Source organism: Brevibacillus gelatini, from assembly GCF_050920745.1.
GTDB classification, from domain to species: Bacteria; Bacillota; Bacilli; order Brevibacillales; family Brevibacillaceae; genus Brevibacillus; species Brevibacillus gelatini.
On the sequence record NZ_CP154342.1, the window covers coordinates 3,843,329 to 3,863,775 of the forward strand.

Sequence of the window (20,447 nt, forward strand, 5' to 3'; positions counted from 1 at the left end):
GCTACAACGCCTCTACGAGCGTGGCCAGCCCTTGGCCGCCGCCGATGCACAGCGAGACGATACCGTATTTTTTCTGACGGCGGCGCAGCTCGTACAGAATCGTGCCTGCCAGCCGTGCGCCGCTCATGCCGAGCGGATGGCCCAAAGCGATTGCTCCGCCGTTTACATTCGTCTTTTTTGGATCAAGCCCCAGCTCGCGCATGCAGGCGATCGACTGGGAGGCAAACGCTTCGTTCAGCTCGAACAGGTCGATGTCGTCTACCGTCATGCTGACTTCGGAAAGCAGCTTGCGGATGGCGGCGACTGGTCCTATGCCCATGATGCGCGGATCGACTCCGGCACAGGCAAAATGCACGATTCGCCCGAGCGGAGTGACTCCTGTCCGCTTTACCATTTCTTCGTTCATGAGCAAAAGAGCCGCCGCGCCATCGTTGATCCCCGAGGAGTTGCCTGCGGTCACGCTGCCGTTTTTGCGGAAGGCAGGACGCAGCTTGGCCAGCGACTCAATCGTGGAGTCGCGGCGCGGAAACTCATCCGTGTCAAACAGCGTTTCTTCCCCTTTTTTCCCGCGCAAAAGTACGGGAATGATCTCGTCCTTGAACAGTCCGGCGTCTATGGCCGCTATCGCGCGGCGCTGGCTTTCGGCTGCAAACAGGTCCTGTTCCTCGCGGCTGATGCCAAACTGCTCCGCCACATTTTCTGCGGTATCGCCCATGGTCAGATCGCCGTAAAGCGACACAGGCGCAGAGCGCGGCCCGCCAAACGATTCCATCAGCGTCTGGTTGCCGCGCTGGTACGGCTGCTCGAATTTTTCCATGATGTACGGGGAACGGGTCAAATTTTCTACCCCGCCTGCGAGCATAACCTGGCTGTGTCCTGCCTGGATGGACTGGGCAGCGAGATTGACCGCTTCCAGCCCGGACGCGCACACCCGGTTCACCGTCAGCCCTGGCACTGTCTCGGGCAGCCCTGCCTTGAGCAGACCTACACGGGCAATATTGATAAACGGTCCCGCCGAGATGACATTGCCCATAATGACGCCGTCAACGGCATCGCCGCTTTGTCCTGCCTGCGCCAATGCGCCGTTCAGCACAATCGCTGTCAGGTCATCAATGGGGGTATTTTTCAGACTGCCTCCCAGCTTGCCGATTGGCGTACGCACGGCAGCCGTCACGTATACGTCGTTTTTTTTCATCGTCATGCCTTCACACCTGCCTTTTCCTCATAGGTGTAAAAGCCTTGCCCGCTACGCACGCCGAGACGTCCTGCCAGCACCAGCTTTCGGAGCAGCGGCGCCGGGCGGTAACGCTCCTCTCCCAGGTCGCGCTGCAAGCCTCGAATAATGGCAAAAATTTCGTCCAGCCCGATGCGGTCCGCCCATTCCAGCGGTCCATACGGGTAGTTGGTGCCTTTTTTCATCGCGATGTCGATATCGCTGGCTGTCGCCGCTTTTTCCATCAGCGTGAACGCCGCCTCGTTAATAATCAGGGAGAGAATGCGCGGGAAAACCAACCCTACTTCGTCCGTAACAGTTTCCGTCTCTTTGCCGAGCGACTGGAAAAAGACTTCTGTCGATTGAAGCGTCTCTGGCGCTGTTTGCAGGGCAGGCGCGATCTCGATCAGCTCCCGCTCCACCAGCGGCACGAGTGTCCCGAACCCGCACACCCGCTCGGGATGCTGCGTCCAGGAAGCCACCTCTGTTGCTGTAATGGCAAGCGTGGTCGTAATGATCGGCACTGACGGGGCAAGCAGGCTGTCCAGCGCGCGAACCTGCTCTCCCTTTTGCTGCAAATCGAGGCTATTGACCTCAACCGCAAGCGAAACCGCCGCAGGGTCTGCCACAGCGTCCGCTACAGAGAGCACCTGGTATCCTTTTTCTGTAAAAAGCTGGTGAAGCTCTGCAAAAAGCGGGCTTGTGCCCGCGAGCACGACCGCCTTATTTGTCATATTCATAGAAGCCTTCCCCCGTCTTTCTGCCCAGACTGCCGGCTTGAACCATCCGCTGCTGAATCCGGCTGGGCTTGAATCGTCCTTCATGGAAGAAGTCGATATACACCGATTCGGTTGTGGCAAAATTGATGTCGATGCCGATCATGTCCTGCAGCTCAAACGGTCCCATTTTGAACCCGCCCGCGCGCTTCATGATCCGGTCGATCTGCTCTACCTCTGCGACGTGGTCGCCCAGAATGCGCAACGCTTCATTATAGTAAGGACGCGCGATGCGATTGACGATAAAGCCGGGCGTGTCTGTCACCAGCACAGGCACCTTGCCCAGCTCCGTTGCGAAGCGATAGGCTGCCTGCACATTTTCCTCGCTCGATTTTTTGCCGCGAATGACTTCTACCAGCGGCATGACAGGCGCAGGGTTGAAAAAATGAAACCCGAGAATGCGCTCGGGATGAGGAAGCCCTCCAGCAATTTGCGTAATCGAAATGGAGGAAGTATTGGTGAGTAATAGCGCATCCGCCCGGCAAATCCGGCTAAGCTCGCTGAAAATGGTTTTTTTCAGGTCGAGGCGCTCCGGCACGGCTTCGATGACAATATCACACTGCGCCAACTGCTCCATATCCGATACCAGCTTTGCTCGTTCCAGTGTCTCTGCCCGTTCCTGCTCGCTGATTTTGCCTTTTTCCACGTCTTTGCCCAAAATGGATTGCAAATAGGCGAGCGCTTTGTCCAAAACCGCCTGATTGGCGTCCAACAGCACTACCTGATGTCCTTTGCGGATACAGACGAGAGCGATGCCCGCTCCCATCGTTCCCGCACCGATGACGCCCACTGTTTTCGTATTCACTAGGCTTGTGCCTCCCTTCGCTCCTAACGGCCGATAAATCGGGGAACGCGCTTTTCCATGAAGGCCGCAACCCCTTCCTTGTGGTCCGCTGTGCTGCCTGCGACCTCCTGTGCATAGGCCTCGTACTCCAATGTCTCTTCCAGTCCCATTTCCAGCCCTTTGTACATCGTGCGCTTGATGAGGCCAATCCCGCGCGTCGGCAGGGCAGCGAGCTTGCGCGCATAGGCCAGTGCTTCTTCCATGAAGCTCTCCGCCGGATACACCTTGTTCACGAGTCCGATGCGCAGCGCTTCCTCTGCCGATACTTTTTCTCCCGTCATCGCCAGCTCCAGCGCCTTGCCGATGCCGACGATACGCGGCAGGAAGTAGCAGCCGCCCGAGTCGGGGACAAGCCCGATGCTGACAAATGCGTTGACAAAAGACGCCTTTTCCGACGCCAGGCGAATGTCGCAGGCGAGCGCCAGGCTCATGCCTGCTCCTGCCGCCACGCCGTTTACCGCGGCGACAATCGGCTTCTCCGTCTTTTGCAACTGGAGGATCATCGGATTGTAGCGCTTGCGCAAAAATCCGCCAAAGTCCACCTCGCCGCCAGACACTTCGCCAAGGTCTTGTCCGGCATTGAATGCCCGACCCGCTCCCGTCAGGAGAATGCAGCGCACAGCGTCATCCTTTTGCGCGTCTTTGAGCGCCGCAATGATTTCCTTGTGCATCAGCTCGGTAAAGGCGTTGAACTTGTCCGGCCGGTTCAAGGTCACGACTGCTACGCCTTCCGATACTTCGTAAAGAATGGTCTCGTACATGGCCGCCTCCTAATTACCCGTAAACCGGGGTTTGCGCTTTTCTAGGAAAGCTTGCATGCCTTCCTTGCGATCCTCGCTTGCAAGCAACAGATAAAAGCCGTTGCGCTCGTAATCCATGCCTTCTCCGAGCGGCAAATCGTCTGCCTTGTGCACCGCCTTTTTAATCACCTGCACGGCGAGCGGCGGCTGCGCGGCAATCTGCTTCGCCAGCTTGCGCGCCTCCTGAAAGTACGCCTCTACAGGCACGACCCGATTGACCAGCCCGTATCGCAGCGCTTCTTTCGCCGAGATTGGCTCTCCTGTAAGTAGCATTTCCATCGCCTTGCGCAAGCCGACTGCACGGGTCAGCCGCTGTGTGCCGCCTGCTCCCGGCATGACGCCCAGCTTGATCTCCGGCTGGCCGATTACGGCTGTCTCCGAAGCGATGACGATGTCGCAGTTCATCATCAGCTCGCAGCCGCCGCCAAGCACGAAGCCGCTGACTGCGCCGATAATCGGCTTGGAAATGAGCGACATCCGGTCCCAGACGGCGAATTGGTCCCGCTTCATGATCTCGATTGCGGACGCCTCGGCCATCTCGTTGATGTCGGCTCCGGCGGCAAATGCCTTGTCATTGCCTGTCAAAATGATCACGCGAATGTCCGGGTCCCGATCCATCCGCTCCAGTTCGGCCACCAGCTCATCCACTAATTGTAAATTCAGCGCATTAAGAATCTTCGGTCGATTTAGCGTAATAATTCCGATGCCATCCTCGCTGGCTGTCAGGATGTATTCATAAGCCATGCGTTTTCACACCCTTTTTCGCAGGTAGTCGATCCGCTATTCGCAAGTTAAATTGCCGCTTGCGCCTTGCCCCGATTGTCTACGATGCGGATTGCTTTTCCTTCGCTGCGCGTCAGGGAATTTGGCGGTTGGATGCGCAGCACAACGGATACGCCCAACGTATTTTTAATCATATGGCCAATCTCTTTGACGAGATGGGACAAAGCAGTGCTTTCGTTTCCGCTGATCTCGCTCGCGTACTCTGGTGTCAGCTCGCAGTGCACCTCGAACCGATCAAGCGCACCGTCGCGTTCAATCACAACCTGATAGTGCGGTGCCAGTTGATGGAAGGTGAGCAAAACAGACTCGATCTCTGTCGGGAACACATTGACGCCGCGAATAATCAGCATATCGTCTACGCGACCTTTGATCCGGGACATGCGCATGGTCGTACGGCCACACTTGCAAGGCTCCGGATTGAGCGAAGCAATGTCTCCTGTGCGATAGCGGATTACAGGAAACGCTTCTTTGGTCAAAGAGGTGAAGACAAGCTCGCCTTCCTGTCCGTACGGCAGCACTTCGCCTGTTTTCGGATCGATAATTTCGGCGTAGAAATGGTCTTCTGCGATATGCAGGCCATCCTGCGCTTCATGGCATTCGATGGACACGCCTGGACCCATGACTTCGCTCAAGCCGTAAATGTCCACTGCTTTAATATCGAGCGCTTCTTCAAGCTGGACGCGCATTTCCTCGGACCACGGTTCTGCCCCGAAAATTCCGTATTTGACGCTCGTTTCCCGCGGATTGATCCCTTGCTTTTTCATTTCCTCGACGATGTTGAGCACGTAGGAAGGAGTCGCTGCGATCCCGCGCGGCTGGAAGTCCTGGATCAGCGTGATCTGGCGGGGAGTATTGCCGCCGGACACAGGAACCGCTACTGCGCCGAGATACTCGATTCCGTTATGCAGGCCCAGTCCTCCCGTGAACAGGCCGTAGCCGTAAGCATTGTGGAAAATGTCTCCCGGCTGGCCGCCAGCACAGCAGATCGCGCGGGCCACGATTTCCGCCCAGTTTTCCAGGTCCTTTTTCGTGTAGCCGACAATCGTCGGTTTGCCTTTTGTCCCCGACGAGCCGTGAATACGGGCGACTTCCTTCATATCTACTGCAAACAGCTTGAACGGGTAATTTTCCCGCAAGTCTGTTTTTTTCATGAACGGCAGCTTCCGGATGTCCTCGATGGACTGAATGTCCTCCGGTTTTACCCCTGCTTCGTCAAACGCTTTTTTGTGAAACGGCACTCGTTCATACACGCGCGCGACTGTTTCCTTCAAGCGCTCCAGCTGGAGCTGAGTCATTTTTTCTCTCGACATCGTTTCGATTTCCGTATTAAAGATCATGCCGCTTCCCCCATTCCGTATCGTTATGTCTTCAGATGCTTGCTGCCTACTCTCCCTTGAATACGGGTTTGCGCTTCTCGCGGAACGCTTCCAGCGCCTCCAGACGGTCTTTTGTTGGAATAATAACCTCGTAGCACATAGTTTCCACATCGAGCCCTGTTTGCAAATCGACGCTGCTGCCGCGGTCGATCGCCGCTTTTGCCTGATAGACGGCGAGCGGCGCATTGGCGAGAATTTCGTTGGCCAGTCCCATTGCCAACTCATGCAATTCTTCCCCATTGCCGGCGATTCCATTCACGATGCCTAAGCGGCTGGCTTCTGTCGCCTGAATGCGGCGAGCCGTCAAGATCAGCTCTTTCGCCTTGGAAGGGCCGATCAGTCGGGACAAGCGCTGTGTGCCTCCTGCCCCCGGAATGATCCCGAGACTCACCTCAGTCAGCCCCATCTTCGCTTCCTCTACCGCATAGCGGAAATCACAGGCTAGCGCGAGTTCAAACCCTCCGCCAAAAGCAAAGCCGTTAATCATGGCGATTGTCGGCTGCGGCAGCCGTTCCAGCGCGGTGAAAACATCGCGAATTTTGCGGACGTTGCGGCGTACTTGCTGCTCATTCAACGTGCGGCGTTCTTTCAAATCCGCCCCTGCGCAAAACGCCCGGCCTTCGCCTTTTATCAACAGGACGCGAATGTCTTTTGACTCCAGCCGTACCTGCTCGATCAGATCACCCAGGCGCTGCAGCGTATCGTAGTTCAAGGCATTCAGCTCATCCGGACGGTTCAGCGTGATGATGGCCACGTGACCGTCACGTTCAAAGCGAACGGTTTCTTCCATGCTCTTTTGTCCTCCTTGTGCAGCCATTTCCTCATTTGCCGCTAGCGATTCGGATTGACTCGTGCATACGTTCCTGTCGCAAAAGCAACCAGCTTTCCGTCACAGGTCACGCGCGCTTCCATAATAATCAGGCTTTTCCCCTGCTTCAAAACGCGTGACTCGGCTTCCAGCAGCTCTCCGCGGGCAGGATACAAGTATTGAATTTTGCTCTCTACCGTGACACATTGCTGCACACCGTCTACATGAGGAGCGGCTCCATGTCCCATTGCCACGTCGGCCAGTGTCGCCGTTACCCCCCCATGCACGACGCCATCGATGCTATTGAACAGTTCAGGGCGAACTTTCAGCGCTACCTTGCAGCCCTGTTCATCTCGATGTACGACTTCAATGCCCAGGTAGTGGTTAAATCGATTGCGAATTTCCACTGTCATTTTCTCGCCCCCGTGTATGGTATCCTCATGAAACAGTGAAAGGAGCCTTGTGCGTGTATGGCATTCGGCTTCCTTTCCCTGTCGGATTTTCGCATTTGGTTATGTTGGTTCGTCGATTGCAATGAAGTATTCATTTTTCCGATACGCCAGTGCGTCCAGTGTTGCGACCAGACCATGCTCGGTTTCTACACGGATGCGGTACCAGGCGGTGCGGTTGTTTTTCTTCTCCTCGGTTGCAGTTGCGACCAGGCGGCTTCCCTTCATGGCTGCGGCCAAAAATCCGATGTTCATGGACAAAGCCACGGATGTTTTGCCGTAGGAATTACAGGCTGCTGCGAAAACAAAGTCAGCCAGGGAGAAAATGATCGCGCCATGCGCTGTCCCGTGCGCGTTCAGCATGTGTTCAGCCACGGTCACTTCCGCTGTTGCCGTCCCCTCCCCAAGCTCAATCAGCTTGACGCCCAAAAATTGGGCAAACTGATCTTGCTTCAGCTTTTCGCAAATTTCGTCGTAGTGTTTGCGATGCAATTCTCGCTCGTCGATATACTTTTTTCCGCTCATCGATCAGACCACTTCTGCAAAATGCATGGATACCACTTGACCGGCAAATCCGCGCAAGTCTTTTCCTGCAGCACGGCCCTCTGGGGATGACAACGCTTCCAAAAGAGCCTCTTTGGTTTCAAAATACATCTCTGCGATCAGGTGCAGGTCGGATTCGCCCATTGGCGTGCCGTACACTTTGCTCACTTCCATTTTGACCAGGCCAGGCATTTTTTCTGCAAGTGCAGCGTGTACCTCGAAATAGTGCTTGTCAAAAGCCTCGATATTTTCAGGCTTGCGATAAATTGCCACCAATTTCACCATTACGATCCCTGCTTTCATCCGTTTATTTCACAAAACATGTGACGAGATAATAATATGACGTTATTTTAACGCATATTTGTATTTTTATTATATAAAGCCTTCCGGACAGGTGCAAGTATTTTTCAAAAAGCAAGAAAACTCTGTCGAAGTAATCCGCTGGAAAAACCATTCCTCCCCTCTCATGCTTATCTTTGATTTTCTACATTAGTACAAAAAATGGCTGTCAGAAATGACTTCTGACAGCCTAAAAAAAGAGGACAGACATTGCGTCTGCCCTCTTTTTTCACATTCCGGTGTCCTAGACCCACACCCAGAAAATGAAGACGATAATCGCCGCCAGGATGAAGAACAGCCCGGCGAAAATGCTGATGCGTGCATATTCATGGCCTTTTTGGTCCATGTGCATCCAAACAAACAGTTGGAAGAACGCCTGAACGAAGGCCAGTATGACGATGAACGGTACGGTGAACCCTGCCGGAATCACTTCATACGCTACGGCAATAAATGCCAGAGCGGTCAACACGAGAGATCCGATGAAAGCCACTACGTGTCGTTTAGGACTGTCGTGTTTTACTTTCGGCTTGCGTACCTCTTCATTGTGAGCATGTGCTCCCATAGATTACCCCACCTTTCCACCGATCATACCCATGAGATATACCACGGTAAAGATGAACACCCACACTACGTCGATAAAGTGCCAGTACAAGCTGGCCAGGTAAAACTTCGGAGCAGTTACTACGGTCAGACCTTTTTTCACTGCGGACAACTGCAGCAGGATGATCCACAAAATCCCGAACGCTACGTGACCTCCGTGGAAGCCAACCAGCGTATAGAACGCAGAACCGAAGGCACTCGTGGAAATTTTGTGTCCTTCATGCACGTAATGCACAAACTCGTAAATCTCCAGCGCAAGGAAGCCGATACCGAGCAATACAGTGATGGTCAGCCACACCTGAATCATTTTCAGGTTTTTCTTGTGCAAAGCGAGTGTAGCCATAACACTTGTCATCGAGCTGGTAAGCAGGATGAGCGTTGCTGCTGCAACCAGCGGCATGTCGAACAGCTGCTGGGATGTAGGACCGCCGTTTACCTGATCGCGCAGCGCGATGAATGTTGCGAACAAGGAACCGAAAAGAACGGTCTCCCCACCAAGGAAGAGCCAGAAGCCAAGAATCTTGTTCTTGCCTTCAAGGGTGGCTTTTTCCGGTTCATCAGGTAATACTGCATTTGCATGATGTGTAGCCATTAAGCCTTAACCCCTTTCTCTTCGATTTCGTCCTCATGAATATGATAACCAGGATCGTCCTTGACAGAACGAGCGAACATGCATCCGAATGTCACGAGCAAGCCGATCACCACGACCACGTAGTTGTGGTACATGAAGCCATAGCCCGCAATGAACAGGCCTACAGACATCAGGAATGGCAGGAACGATGGCGACGGCATGTGGATGTCACCAAGCGGTTCAGCCGGTGTCATGCCTTTGTTGCCAGCCATTTTCTCGATCCAGAATGCATCCAGACCGCGAACCAGCGGTGTTTGCGCAAAGTTGTACTCAGGTGGCGGCGACGGAATCGTCCACTCCAGTGTACGACCGTCCCACGGATCTGCTACAGCGCGTTTGCCTTTTGCAGAAACAACGACGTTAACCAGGAACAGGATCGTACCGATTGTCATACCGAATACACCGATGGTACTGATAAAGTTCCCTACGTCGAGATCCTGGCCTTTCAGGAACGTGTAGACGCGGCGTGGCATCCCCATCAGACCAAGGAAGTGCTGCGGGAAGAAGGTAAGGTGGAACCCGATGAAGAACGTCCAGAAGTTCCATTTACCGAGCTTTTCATTGAGCATTTTGCCGAACATTTTCGGCCACCAGTAGTACAGACCTGCGAACAGACCAGACACGAGACCCCCTACGATAACGTAGTGGAAGTGCGCTACTACGAAGTAGCTGTCATGGTATTGGTAGTCAGCTGGCGGAACCGCAAGCATAACCCCTGTCATACCACCGATTGTAAAGGTCGGGATGAAACCTACTGCCCACAGATTTGCTGTAGGGAAGGTGATTTGTCCGCCCCACATGGTCAGCAGCCAGTTGAAGATTTTGATACCAGTTGGCACCGCAATCAGCATCGTGGCCAGACCGAACAGCGTATTGGCAATCGCGCCCAAACCGGTTGTAAACATGTGGTGAGCCCACACCATGAAGCCAAGGAAGCCGATAAGCGCTGTTGCGAATACCATGGAGCTGTAACCGAACAGACGCTTTTTCGAGAATGTGGATACGACTTCGGAAATGATACCGAATGCTGGGAGAATCAGGATGTATACTTCGGGGTGACCGAAGATCCAGAACAAGTGCTCCCAAATGATGACGTTACCGCCGGCATCCGGGTTGAAAAAGTTACCGCCAAACAGACGGTCAAACATCAAGAGAACCAGGCCGACTGTAATCGCAGGGAACGCGAACAGAATCAGACCGGATGTTACAAAAGACGCCCAGGTGAACATTGGCATACGCATGAATGTCATACCTGGAGCACGCATGTTGATGATGGTAACCAGGAAGTTGATACCACCGATCAGCGTACCAAGACCGGCAATTTGCAGACCGAGAACGTAGAAGTCTACCCCGCGGCCGCTGTATTGGTTCAAAGCCAAAGTTGTATAAGATGTCCATCCGGCATCTGGCGCTCCGCCAAGGAACCAGCTGGTGTTCAGGAGCAGTCCTCCGAAGAAGAAGAGCCAGAAACCGAGAGCGTTAACAAACGGGAACGCTACGTCGCGTGCGCCGATTTGCAGCGGAACGACTGCGTTCATCAGCGCGAAGATGACCGGCATGACTGCCAGGAAGATCATCGTCGTGCCGTGCATGGTAATCAGTTCGTTAAATAGCCCGGCACCAACTACTTGAGATTCTGGATACATCAACTGCAAACGGATCAGCAGGGCTTCAAAACCGCCAGCCAGGAAGAAAATACCGCCGGCAATCAGGTACAGGATCGCAATCTTCTTGTGATCCACCGTCGTGAGCCAATCCCACAGCCCTGAACGTTTTGGTGCGGGTGCGTGAGAAGCATGTGCAGACACAGGTTTACCTCCTTTTTAAGCGTAACTTCCTATGACATCCTGTCATTTCATTACGGTAATTACTTCACGCTGAGTGTAGACATGTACTCTACAAGCGCTTTCACTTGTGCATCGTCAAGGTTGAGGTTAGGCATGTTGTTGCCTGGTTTTTCCTTTTGCGGATCTTTCAGCCACTTCGCTACATTTTCAGGCGTATGTTCGAGAATACCTGCTACGCGCTCGCGATCCGCGAAGTTGGTCAGGTTTGGACCCAGTTTGCCGCCTTTGCCGGCAACGGCATGACAGCCGAGACAGCTTTTGTTGAAGATTTCTTGACCTTGTGCAGCACCTGGAGATGTAGCAACGGCCGGATCTTTGGACTGAACGCCCTTCATGCCGTCTATCCATTTGTCAAATGCCGCTTGGTCCATTACTTCAACCTTGAAGTCCATCAAGGCATGGGACGCTCCACAGAGCTCCGCGCACTTGCCGTAGAAAATGCCTGTTTTGTCTGCTTGCAGCCACATTTTGTTTTCCTGGCCTGGGTTGGTGTCGATCTTGCCGCCCAACGCCGGAATCCAGAATGCGTGCATAACGTCAGCAGAGGTCAGGTGGAACTGAACCTTTTTGCCAACTGGCAAAACCAGGTCTTGTGCTGTTGCTACTCCCAGATCCGGATACTCGAATTCCCACCAGAACTGGTGAGCAGTCACCTTCACTTGAAGCGCTTCCTCTTTCGGATATTCCTCATGCAGAGCGAAACCGGTCGTAACGGTTGGAACCGCCATGACAATCAGGAGCAGGAAAGGAATAACCGTCCAAAGAATCTCCAGTGCATGGTTGCCTTCGACCTGCTTTGGAATGCCTTGCTGTCCTGGACGCTTACGATATCGAATAAGGACGTACGTAAAGATCAGCATTACGACAATAAAGACGCCGATCATGATAGCGGAGGACAGCTTCATCAGGTCATACTGCATCGCAGCCACCGGGCCGGAAGGTTTGAGCGCTGAGAGCTCATCTTTGCCACACCCGGTTAACACCAGCGCCAGCAGACCAAAAAGAGAAAGCTGACGCCAAAACTGTTGCCAACCCTTCATACCTATGAACCCCTCTTTCTTCGTGTTGGTAACGTTCTAGCCACGCTTACAACTAGAAGCTCCCATACTCTTTCATTTGCGCAAGAATAGCTAGTTATACTTCCCCAACTATCATACCCAATCTGGAAAAGTATTAGCAATCATTCCTCATACAAACAAAGGAGCACAGGCAAGAAAGCAGTCTTCTACCAATGCGTGGTAACTATTCAAGTATACATAAATTTTCCTTGATCTACAGGCTATTTGTTATCATTTTGTTAACAAATTTATGAACAAATTTGTGAACTTTCCTGAAAATTTTATCCAATTTAGGTAAAAATGAGTGGGTTTGCTTGAAAGCAAGTCCAGTTTTTCTGTTTTCTGGATGATTCTGGCGGATTTGAAGCGTCCGCTTTCCTGGCATTCGTCAAGGCCGGATTTTACGCAATCGCTTTCAGGCGCGGTCGGGAAAAAGAGACCCCCTTGACAAAATCGCAATCATGCCAACAGCAAGCAAAAAGGACAGCTTCCCGTCTTCCAAAAGACGTTGAACCTGTCCTGCATCATGCGAGGCTCTATGCCTTTCCCGACCGGATGGCGCGAAGCAGCCACGTATGCTGCAAGTATTCGGCCACCCCGTAGAAAATCGCGACGAATCCTGCTCCCATCGGGGAAATTTGGGCGTCTGGCAAAAAGACGACACTTCCGTAGACGATGAGAAAGCCAACAGTCAAATCCATTGCGGTCGAAAGCCAGAGACTGCCGGGCGCAAGTATTGCCCTGTCCAGGAAAAAACCTGCGAGAGCGAGCACAAATCCCACTCCGACAGACTGGTACAGGTTGGCAAAATTCACCTCGGGAAAGAGAGCGTCGGCCAAAACAACCAAAACCGGAGTTACAAGCAGCTTCATCCAAAGACCGTCCACGTGTGTTCCCACTCCTTTGACCGGGTTCTTCTCAGTATGCCCCTCTTTTGGCCGACAATCCCCGCCATGTCCCACTTGTCCGCGCAGCCAGCAGGAGCTGGCAAAAGCGCAGTCAAAAAAAGACTTCCCCACTCGTCGCTTCCGAGCAGGAAAGTCTTTACTGATGCAGAGAGGATGCTGCGGCTTACCCCGCAACGGGCTGGGCCGGATCGTCTAAGGAAGGGTCGTACCATTCCACCTTGTGCGTTTGCTGAATCTGATTGAGCCAATCGTTGTAGTTTTCGCTGCGGTTTTGATCGGTCAAAAACGTTTTAATCTGCTCCCGCACCTTTTCCAATTCCGGTGCCGGCGATCCCATGTGCTGCTTGTTTTCCTCGTAATACTTTTTGATCTGTTCATCTGTCACCGGAAAAGCCTTGTCGAGCAGCTTGTCCCGCGTCATCAGAACAGTCAGCTTCTCACGCAGCTTTTGTTCGGTCATGCCCATGCTCTTGAGGTAGTTTTGGAACGCTTCCTCCGAGCCGGCCTGCTCTTTCATCGAGGCGATCTCCTTATCCATTTCTTCCTTGGTTACTGTGACGTTTTGCACCTTGGCTTCCTGTGAAATCAGCGACTGTGCGACCAGTTCATGGATCATCTGCTTGCCGTACATCGATTTCATTTCATCGTACAGTTGATATTGTGTAATTGAGGTATCACCAGCCTTGACCAGAACCGGGTCCCTGTCTGCCTCATTTGCCTGGTAGACACCGAGCACAGCCAGTCCGGTCAGCAAAACGGCAACCGAAAGAATAGAAACGTCGAACTTCTTCACTTGGATATCCTCACTTTCTGTTATCTGCCCACCCAGTATAGTCAGGAGATACGGTAGAAAAATGGAATGAGGATTACACAACTTTTCCACATTCGTATATCATTATGTGCCAGTCTTTGCGGCTACATAAAAAATCGGGCAAAAAAAGAAGTGAGGACGGAGGCAAGGACGGGACCCAAAACCGCCCATATTTGCAAAAATCGCTCCTGTCTCCTGCTTTTGTCCCCTTCGATGATCTGTGTCAGATTTTCCTTGTCCCGATTGTCGTTGTCCAATAGCTGCATGATGATATCTTTCTCTTTGCTCGCTTTTTCTTCTCTCAATTTCAGTTCCGTCTCTAGCTTCGCAATCGCTTGCAACACATCAATGCGTACGTCTTCCATACGTTCCAATCTGTGTTCGATTCGTTCCAACCACTTTGTTACGACTGTCACTTGTCCCTCAAGCTGGTCGATTCTTTCTTCGAATTTGCCCGGTTTCTGATAGAGCCGCTGCATCTGTATGTCGGTGTCTCTTTGATTGTCCTGTTTTCCCGGCGACATAGGTCACACCTCCTCCGTCCCTTGTAATACCTTGTTTATGTCAGGCACAGAGCCATTGCTTGTACGGTTATCCCTTCCTTTGCCCCGACGCGCAAAAAAGGCTGCACGCTGCGTTTTTCCAAATCTTTGCTAATGCGCTACAATAGGAGGATGACCGATTGCCATTCGTTATGGTGTGAAGGAGGAAACCATGGCAGCCTTGCTGGAAGTAAACAACGTGACAGGGGGTTACTCCCCGAGCCACGCTGTCATCAAAAATATTTCGTTTGCCGTTCACCCCCGCGAAATCGTCGCATTGATCGGACTGAACGGCGCGGGGAAAAGTACGACGATCAAGCATATTCTCGGCCTTTTGCAGCCGCTGGACGGCGCGATCAAGATTGCGGGTCAATCGTTTCAATCCGCTCCGGACAGCTATCGACTCTCTTACGGCTACATTCCCGAGTCTCCCATTTACTACGAGGAGCTGACGCTGTGGGAGCACATCGAGCTGATGGCGATGAGTCACGGCTTGACGAAAGAAGAACTGTCCAAACGGGCCGAGCTTCTGCTCAGGGAATTTCGCATGGAAGAGATGAAAAACCGTTTTCCTCAGCAGTTTTCCAAAGGAATGCGGCAAAAGCTGATGATTATGATGGCGCTGCTCGTACAGCCGCCGCTCTATATCGTGGACGAGCCGATTCTCGGCCTGGACCCGCTCGGGATTCGCTCTTTGCTGACCTGGCTGCAGCGCTGCAAGGAACAGGGCGCAGGCATCCTGATGTCGACGCATATTTTGGCCACTGCCGAAAAGTATTGCGACCGTTTCATCATTTTGCACAAAGGGGAAATCAAAGCGCAAGGCACGCTGGACGAGCTTCGGCAGTTCACAGGGCTGTCCGGCCACTCCCTGGATGACATCTATTTGCGGATCGTAGAGGATGAATAACAGTGAAGTTTGATGCGGATCAATTGTTTCGAAAAAGACTGCATGCCTTTTCCATGGAATTCATCAGGTATGCACAGTATATGGCCAATGGCGGCGTACTTTTTATTGCTGTATTTCTGACCGGATTGCTTTCCTTTTATTACCGCAACATCATCGCGATGATTCCGGCCTGGTTTCCGTTGACGCATGGCCTGGCGCTGGTCCTTGCCCTTTTCGTCACGCGCAGCCCTCATCGCACCTTTTTGCTGGAAGCGGACCTGCTCTTTCTCACTCCGCACGAGACGCGGCTTGACGGCTATTTTCGCAAAGCGCAAGTCTACAACTTTGCCGTACAGAGCGTCGGCCTGTTCGTGCTGCTGCTTTTGCTCTCGCCCCTGTACACGGGCGTAATCGGGGCAACCGGACTGCAACTGTGGCTGTACTGGCTGGTACCTTTTCTGCTGAAGGGCTGGAATGTACACAGCAGCTGGATATTTTTGCGGCTGTCCGCGAAAAAAACGGAGCGGCTGTACACGCTCGCCCGGTTCGGCCTGTCGTATCTCGTACTGGCATGGGTGCTCAGCGCGGGGCAGTTTCTCAGCTTCGGGCACGTGCCTTTTGGCGGCGTGATCGGCGCGGTTCTCATCGTCTGGCTTCACGTACAGATGCGCAAGGTACGCGCCGGACTGCCGCTGCAATGGTACCGCCTGCTTGCGATGGAAAATCGCTTGCGGCACCGCTTTTATCAATTCATGAACAACGTGCAGGATGTTCCTGCTTTGCAACGCCAGGTAAAGCCGCGCTTTTGGCTGACTGGCCTGACACAGCTTTTGCCGTACGGTCAGGCAAATACAGCAAGGCATTTGTACGTCAAAACGTTCCTCCGCTCCGGCGAGCTGGCCGGGATCTACGGGCGGCTGGTCGTAATCGGTGCCGTTCTCGTGCTGCTGTTGCCAAGCCTGCTGGCGAAGGCGATTGCAGCCGGGCTCTTGCTGCTGATGACAGCAAGCCAACTGAACGGCATGTGGCGGCAGCAGAGCAAGCGAAATAACGAGCTGCTCTTCCCGGTTCCTGCACCTGCGCAAAGGCGTGCATTTGTCTGGATGCGCTCGGTTTTGCTGCTGCTGCAAGCAGCTGTGCACATCGCCGCAGGCATATGGTAGCGAAAACAGCCCTTCGAACCAGGACTTGGAGCCTGTTCGAAGGGCTGTTTTTTCATGCATGCCAGTTAGGGTGGCGAGCAGGGCTTACAGGTGGAACGTATCCACTTTTCTGCGCAGCTCCTGGATGCTTTCTGTGACATCCTGAATCTCGACGACAAACCGGTCCACGTTGCTGCTGACTTCCTGGATGGTTGCCGATACTTCTTCCGTGGCGGCTGCTGTCTGCTCGGAAATGGCCGTAACCGTCATTATCGATTCGTTCACCTTGTTTTGTTCGTGCTTCATCGTTTCCACGGTGGACATGACGTTGAGCGTGTTCGTCATGTTGGACAGCTCTGTGATTTCTTTGGCCACTGAATCGAGACGCTTCGTCCCGGCATTGTAACGGTTCAATGTCACATTTGTTTTTTCTGTCGCCTGCTTCACCTGATCCTGGATGTCCCTGATGCTCTCCTGAATGACCAGTGTCGCCGTTCCCGTCTGCTCGGCCAGTTTGCGCACCTCGTCTGCGACTACGGCAAAACCGCGCCCCGCCTCTCCAGCGCGTGCGCTCTCGATGGCGGCGTTCAAGGCAAGCAGGTTGGTCTGTGCGGCGATTTGCTGGATCGTTTCAATCACATCGTTGATCCGGGCCGATTTTTCTTCCAGAATCGTCATCGTATGTTGCACGTCATGGAACTGCTTGTTCGTTTCCGTTCCATCCGCGAGAAACTCTTGCAGTACCTTATAGCTGCTCTGTCCAATGTCAGCTACCTGGTTGGACACGGCGTCCATCGCTTCGATCGCGCGGTTCAACTCGGCCAGCTCGCTTAAAAACTCCTGTACGGTTTGCACGGCGGTTTCCATCGCGGTTGCGGTTTGCTCGTTGCCGGAAGCAATTTCCTGGCTCGTGATGGCAATGTTCTGGTTCTGCTCGCGGACAGACGCTGCGCCTTCGCAGATGGAAGCCGCCATATTGTCAATGCTTACCGTCGTCTCCTTGACACCGCCGATGATTTGCCGCAACTGGGTCGTCATCTCGCGAAAAGCGACAACAATGCGGCCAATCTCATCATTTCTGTTCGTAACCGCGATTTGCGTATCCGTCAGGTCTCCGCCAGCAATGCGCGTGGACGCCTCCTGTACGACCCCCAAAGGACGCAGCATCCGTTTCACCACAATGTATACGCACACAAGCGCAATCACTGTGACGACAACCATGGAGGCAATCATGCCCGGCATCGTCTCAGCCAGGACCTGCCCGTTTATTTGCTCAACCTTTTCCGCGGCTGTGTCGACACCGAGCACCGCGATGACTTTTCCGGATTTGTCCTGAATCGGTGCAAACGCGCTGAGGTACGCTCCGTACACCGGGTCCTGCACGATTGGCGTACTGTTGGTTCCTCCCTGCAGCGCAGGCGAAATGTCAGCGAATGTGGTCGCGCTCGTAGGCTGGCCAATCTCGAAGTCAACCCCCGATCCATCCGATCCGTCCACCATTATCTTGACCTTTTCGCCATCGGCCAGGACGATGTATACATAGAGCGCCCCCGTCTTCTCCAAATAGTCTTTCAACGTAGCCAGAAGGGACTGGTAATCATCGTTTTTTTCCGGCTTTGGCTGGGCCAAAAATCTCGCCAGCGTTTCAGCATCTACGCCCGCAGCAATATGCATCGCCAGGTCAATGCTTGAGTGTGAAAGCGTACGTTCAACGGTAGTTGCGCTGTTTGATTTCAGCATGAAAAGATTGGCCGCCATCATTACTACGACAATTACGGCCACGAGCACAACTACACGACTGGCTAGGCTCTTGCTCATCCTTGCTCATCTCTCCTTCACCTTACCTGAAATTTGATAGATAATTCCCTGTAAGACACTTTTTCAAACAAAAAGCACCCCCAAAGGAGAGCACTGCAAAACACTTCCTTTATATGGAAAGTGAAGGCGTTTCTTTGCTTCGCTTCGTTGCCAGCCCACTATGGGGCTTATCTGTCCGTTCCGAGACGTTTCACGGGGCGGGGGCTCAACATCTGGGTTTCACAATGAAGTGAGACTAACGCCCCCTTCATCCCCGTGTCCACGTCTCTACGCTGGAAGGCTGGCAAAGGCGCTCCGCAAATAAAACGCCTCCTATTCCAAACTCCATCAGCTTTTTGGCTTTGAATGATTGCCAGCACCTCGCGGTGCTGGTTTTTCGCTATAATCAATATTAAGAAAATGTTCAAAGGACATGTTGCCATGCTATCTGCTGACAGACAATTGAAAGCCTCATTTCATTCAGAACTTTACAATTTAATTCCCGAAGACCATCTTCTTCGAAAAATCAACGAAGCTGTGGACTTTTCGTTCATTTACGAGTTAGTTCGTCCATCTTATTGTGAATATTACGGAAGACCAGCGAATGAACCGGAACTTCTGTTTCGTCTTTTATTTCTGCAGTATCTTTATGGCTTATCCGATGAGCGAATGATTCAAGAAGCACAAGTAAACCTCGCGTATAAATGGTTCTTGGGGTTGAATCCTGAGGATACTTTGCCCGATCCGTCACAATTATCCCGATTTCGGAATCATCGCTTAGGTGCAAGCCAGATTAACGAAATCTTACAAGTGCTTGTAAAACAGTGCGTAGAAGAAGGCTTGATTAAGTCAAAAACACTCATTGTCGATGCAACACATACTGTTGCTTCCACTCAAAAGAAACGGCCTTTGGACGTGTTGCAGGAAGCCGCCAAACGGCTCGTACGAGCCGTACTTAAAAAGCATCCAAAGCTGGAGAAGAAACTTCCTCGTCCTCCGAAGTGTATGCAAGGCGATGTCGATGCGGCAAAAGTGATGCTACATTACCTCGCTGAACTGGGAGAAACGGTAGAAAATCTCCTTCCTGATCATGAAGGGGCCATCTCCGAAAAACTCAAGCACGCAAAGCAAATCGTGGAAGATGAACGGTTACTAGCAAACAAAGGCATCATGTCTGCGATTGACCCAGACGCGCGTTTTGGCTGGAAAAGCAATACCCTCTCCTTTTTTGGCTACAAAGAGCATGTAGCGATGACAGAAGAAGAGATCATCACTGCGATTGAAGTTACGGGTGGAAGTGAAGATGATGGCAAACAACTGCCAAAGCTATTAGAGCAAACAGAAAAGACAGGTATGAAGATTGAGGAAGTCATCGGAGACACTGCTTACTCTGGAAAAGACAATTTAAATCTCCTTGCCTCAAAAGACATTCAACCGATAGTCCCCTTAAACCCAATTGTCCATTCCGGAGGAATGAAACAGGAAGGCTTTACATACAACAAAGACGCCGACTTTGTCATTTGCCCAACCGGAGAGCACAGTATACGAAAAGCGGTACAAGGGAAGAAAAAATCCGGGCGCAGCCGTTCTCTTGTCTTTTACTTTGATGTGGAGAAGTGCAAGACATGTCCACTTCGCGAAGGATGCTACAAGCCTGGTGCCAAAGCAAAGACTTATTCCATTCGTATGGTGGCGGAGCACTATCAAGAGCACATGAGGTTTGAGGCAAGCACCACCTTCAAAGAGCGATCGAAGCGTCGCCGGATCATTGAGCACAAAAATGCTGAATTAAAAAGATTTCATGGATTGACCAGGGCAAAATACCGTGGTTTATTTGGTATGCGGATACAAGCATACTTAACGGCATTCGTTGTAAACGTAAAGCGAATGGTAAAGCTAATAAAGCAAATGCAGCCAGCTTCGTAAGAAGTAAGGCTGCATTCTTTTTGATGCCGTCGGCATCAATTATTGACATGAACCCATTATTAAAAACCGAGAGAGCACTTTTGCAGTGCTCTCCCAAAGGGCGCTTTTGCCAAAACTCCCTGTATCTTTATCGACAAATGGCAGCCTATTTGTAAACAGATTTTCCTTCGGGCGCGGCCACGATCAGGAAGCGATAGTTGGGAATGTCGACATAACCGAGCGGCTCCATTCGCTTTTGCAGGTCGAGTAGCGCTTCTGCGTATTGCTCCCCACTGAAATCGGAGAACGGCAGCGAAAAGAGCGTTGTTATGTTTCCACAAAATCAAAAGACATGCTGTCTGTTCCCCTTTCCTTTTGGTTATCCG

21 protein-coding genes are annotated in these 20,447 nt (G+C 52.4%); 3 read left to right on the forward strand and 18 right to left on the reverse strand.

The window, feature by feature from the left end; genetic code table 11:
- Position 1 precedes the first annotated feature (1 nt).
- The 17 genes from AAFJ72_RS18550 to AAFJ72_RS18630 form a co-directional block, all read right to left on the reverse strand.
- Positions 2–1,201, reverse strand: coding sequence for a thiolase family protein (locus AAFJ72_RS18550; protein ID WP_122905639.1), 1,200 nt, complete (start codon positions 1,199–1,201; stop codon positions 2–4).
- On the reverse strand, positions 1,198–1,953 hold the full coding sequence (locus AAFJ72_RS18555; RefSeq protein ID WP_432775185.1) for a 3-hydroxyacyl-CoA dehydrogenase family protein: 756 nt from the start codon (positions 1,951–1,953) through the stop codon (positions 1,198–1,200). Before AAFJ72_RS18555 ends, AAFJ72_RS18550 begins: the two co-directional genes overlap by 4 nt.
- A complete protein-coding gene (locus AAFJ72_RS18560; protein ID WP_432775186.1) occupies positions 1,937–2,794 on the reverse strand; it encodes a 3-hydroxyacyl-CoA dehydrogenase family protein in 858 nt (285 codons plus the stop codon). Before AAFJ72_RS18560 ends, AAFJ72_RS18555 begins: the two co-directional genes overlap by 17 nt.
- A gap of 23 nt (positions 2,795–2,817) precedes the next feature.
- Positions 2,818–3,594, reverse strand: coding sequence for an enoyl-CoA hydratase-related protein (locus AAFJ72_RS18565; protein ID WP_432775187.1), 777 nt, complete (start codon positions 3,592–3,594; stop codon positions 2,818–2,820).
- A gap of 9 nt (positions 3,595–3,603) precedes the next feature.
- On the reverse strand, positions 3,604–4,377 hold the full coding sequence (locus AAFJ72_RS18570; RefSeq protein WP_122905643.1) for an enoyl-CoA hydratase-related protein: 774 nt from the start codon (positions 4,375–4,377) through the stop codon (positions 3,604–3,606).
- Between the two features lie 47 nt (positions 4,378–4,424).
- Positions 4,425–5,753: a phenylacetate--CoA ligase PaaK gene (paaK, locus tag AAFJ72_RS18575; RefSeq protein WP_432775189.1), complete on the reverse strand. Its 1,329-nt coding sequence runs from the start codon at positions 5,751–5,753 to the stop codon at positions 4,425–4,427.
- A 46-nt stretch (positions 5,754–5,799) separates the two neighbouring features.
- On the reverse strand, positions 5,800–6,582 hold the full coding sequence (locus AAFJ72_RS18580; RefSeq protein WP_432775191.1) for an enoyl-CoA hydratase-related protein: 783 nt from the start codon (positions 6,580–6,582) through the stop codon (positions 5,800–5,802).
- A 41-nt stretch (positions 6,583–6,623) separates the two neighbouring features.
- Positions 6,624–7,013 carry a PaaI family thioesterase gene (locus tag AAFJ72_RS18585; protein ID WP_122905645.1) on the reverse strand — a complete coding sequence of 130 codons (390 nt, stop codon included), beginning with the start codon at positions 7,011–7,013 and terminating at the stop codon, positions 6,624–6,626.
- Between the two features lie 99 nt (positions 7,014–7,112).
- Positions 7,113–7,574 carry a hotdog fold thioesterase gene (locus AAFJ72_RS18590; RefSeq protein WP_432775192.1) on the reverse strand — a complete coding sequence of 154 codons (462 nt, stop codon included), beginning with the start codon at positions 7,572–7,574 and terminating at the stop codon, positions 7,113–7,115.
- 3 nt (positions 7,575–7,577) lie between these two features.
- On the reverse strand, positions 7,578–7,877 hold the full coding sequence (locus AAFJ72_RS18595) for an EthD family reductase (RefSeq protein ID WP_122905647.1): 300 nt from the start codon (positions 7,875–7,877) through the stop codon (positions 7,578–7,580).
- Between the two features lie 298 nt (positions 7,878–8,175).
- Complete coding sequence (locus tag AAFJ72_RS18600) at positions 8,176–8,493, reverse strand: cytochrome C oxidase subunit IV family protein (protein WP_122905648.1); 318 nt, start codon at positions 8,491–8,493, stop codon at positions 8,176–8,178.
- Between the two features lie 3 nt (positions 8,494–8,496).
- Positions 8,497–9,123 (reverse strand): cytochrome (ubi)quinol oxidase subunit III, encoded by a 627-nt coding sequence (locus AAFJ72_RS18605; RefSeq protein WP_122905649.1) that lies wholly within the window; start codon positions 9,121–9,123, stop codon positions 8,497–8,499.
- Positions 9,123–10,970 (reverse strand): cytochrome c oxidase subunit I, encoded by a 1,848-nt coding sequence (ctaD, locus tag AAFJ72_RS18610; RefSeq protein WP_122905650.1) that lies wholly within the window; start codon positions 10,968–10,970, stop codon positions 9,123–9,125. Before ctaD ends, AAFJ72_RS18605 begins: the two co-directional genes overlap by 1 nt.
- A 59-nt stretch (positions 10,971–11,029) precedes the next feature.
- Entirely contained in the window at positions 11,030–12,049 is a 1,020-nt protein-coding gene (gene coxB, locus AAFJ72_RS18615) for a cytochrome c oxidase subunit II (RefSeq protein ID WP_432775194.1), read from the reverse strand.
- 554 nt (positions 12,050–12,603) lie between these two features.
- Entirely contained in the window at positions 12,604–13,086 is a 483-nt protein-coding gene (locus AAFJ72_RS18620) for a DUF2512 family protein (protein ID WP_432775196.1), read from the reverse strand.
- 52 nt (positions 13,087–13,138) lie between these two features.
- Entirely contained in the window at positions 13,139–13,768 is a 630-nt protein-coding gene (locus AAFJ72_RS18625; protein ID WP_432775198.1) for a SurA N-terminal domain-containing protein, read from the reverse strand.
- A gap of 122 nt (positions 13,769–13,890) precedes the next feature.
- Positions 13,891–14,310 (reverse strand): hypothetical protein, encoded by a 420-nt coding sequence (locus AAFJ72_RS18630; RefSeq protein ID WP_211338255.1) that lies wholly within the window; start codon positions 14,308–14,310, stop codon positions 13,891–13,893.
- 190 nt (positions 14,311–14,500) lie between these two features.
- Here AAFJ72_RS18630 and AAFJ72_RS18635 point away from each other — a divergent pair, with 190 nt between their 5' ends.
- Both AAFJ72_RS18635 and AAFJ72_RS18640 read left to right on the forward strand, forming a co-directional pair.
- Entirely contained in the window at positions 14,501–15,238 is a 738-nt protein-coding gene (locus AAFJ72_RS18635; protein WP_432775200.1) for an ABC transporter ATP-binding protein, read from the forward strand.
- Between the two features lie 2 nt (positions 15,239–15,240).
- The gene (locus AAFJ72_RS18640; protein ID WP_432775202.1) at positions 15,241–16,380 is read left to right on the forward strand and encodes an ABC transporter permease; all 1,140 of its coding nucleotides are present in this window, start codon (positions 15,241–15,243) and stop codon (positions 16,378–16,380) included.
- Between the two features lie 84 nt (positions 16,381–16,464).
- Here the strand turns inward: AAFJ72_RS18640 and AAFJ72_RS18645 are convergent, their stop codons facing one another.
- Positions 16,465–18,177 carry a methyl-accepting chemotaxis protein gene (locus AAFJ72_RS18645; protein ID WP_432775204.1) on the reverse strand — a complete coding sequence of 571 codons (1,713 nt, stop codon included), beginning with the start codon at positions 18,175–18,177 and terminating at the stop codon, positions 16,465–16,467.
- A gap of 420 nt (positions 18,178–18,597) precedes the next feature.
- On the opposite strand from AAFJ72_RS18645, the gene AAFJ72_RS18650 reads away from it, so the two are divergent.
- Positions 18,598–20,082 carry an IS1182 family transposase gene (locus tag AAFJ72_RS18650; protein ID WP_432774196.1) on the forward strand — a complete coding sequence of 495 codons (1,485 nt, stop codon included), beginning with the start codon at positions 18,598–18,600 and terminating at the stop codon, positions 20,080–20,082.
- The last annotated feature ends 365 nt before the right edge of the window (positions 20,083–20,447 follow it).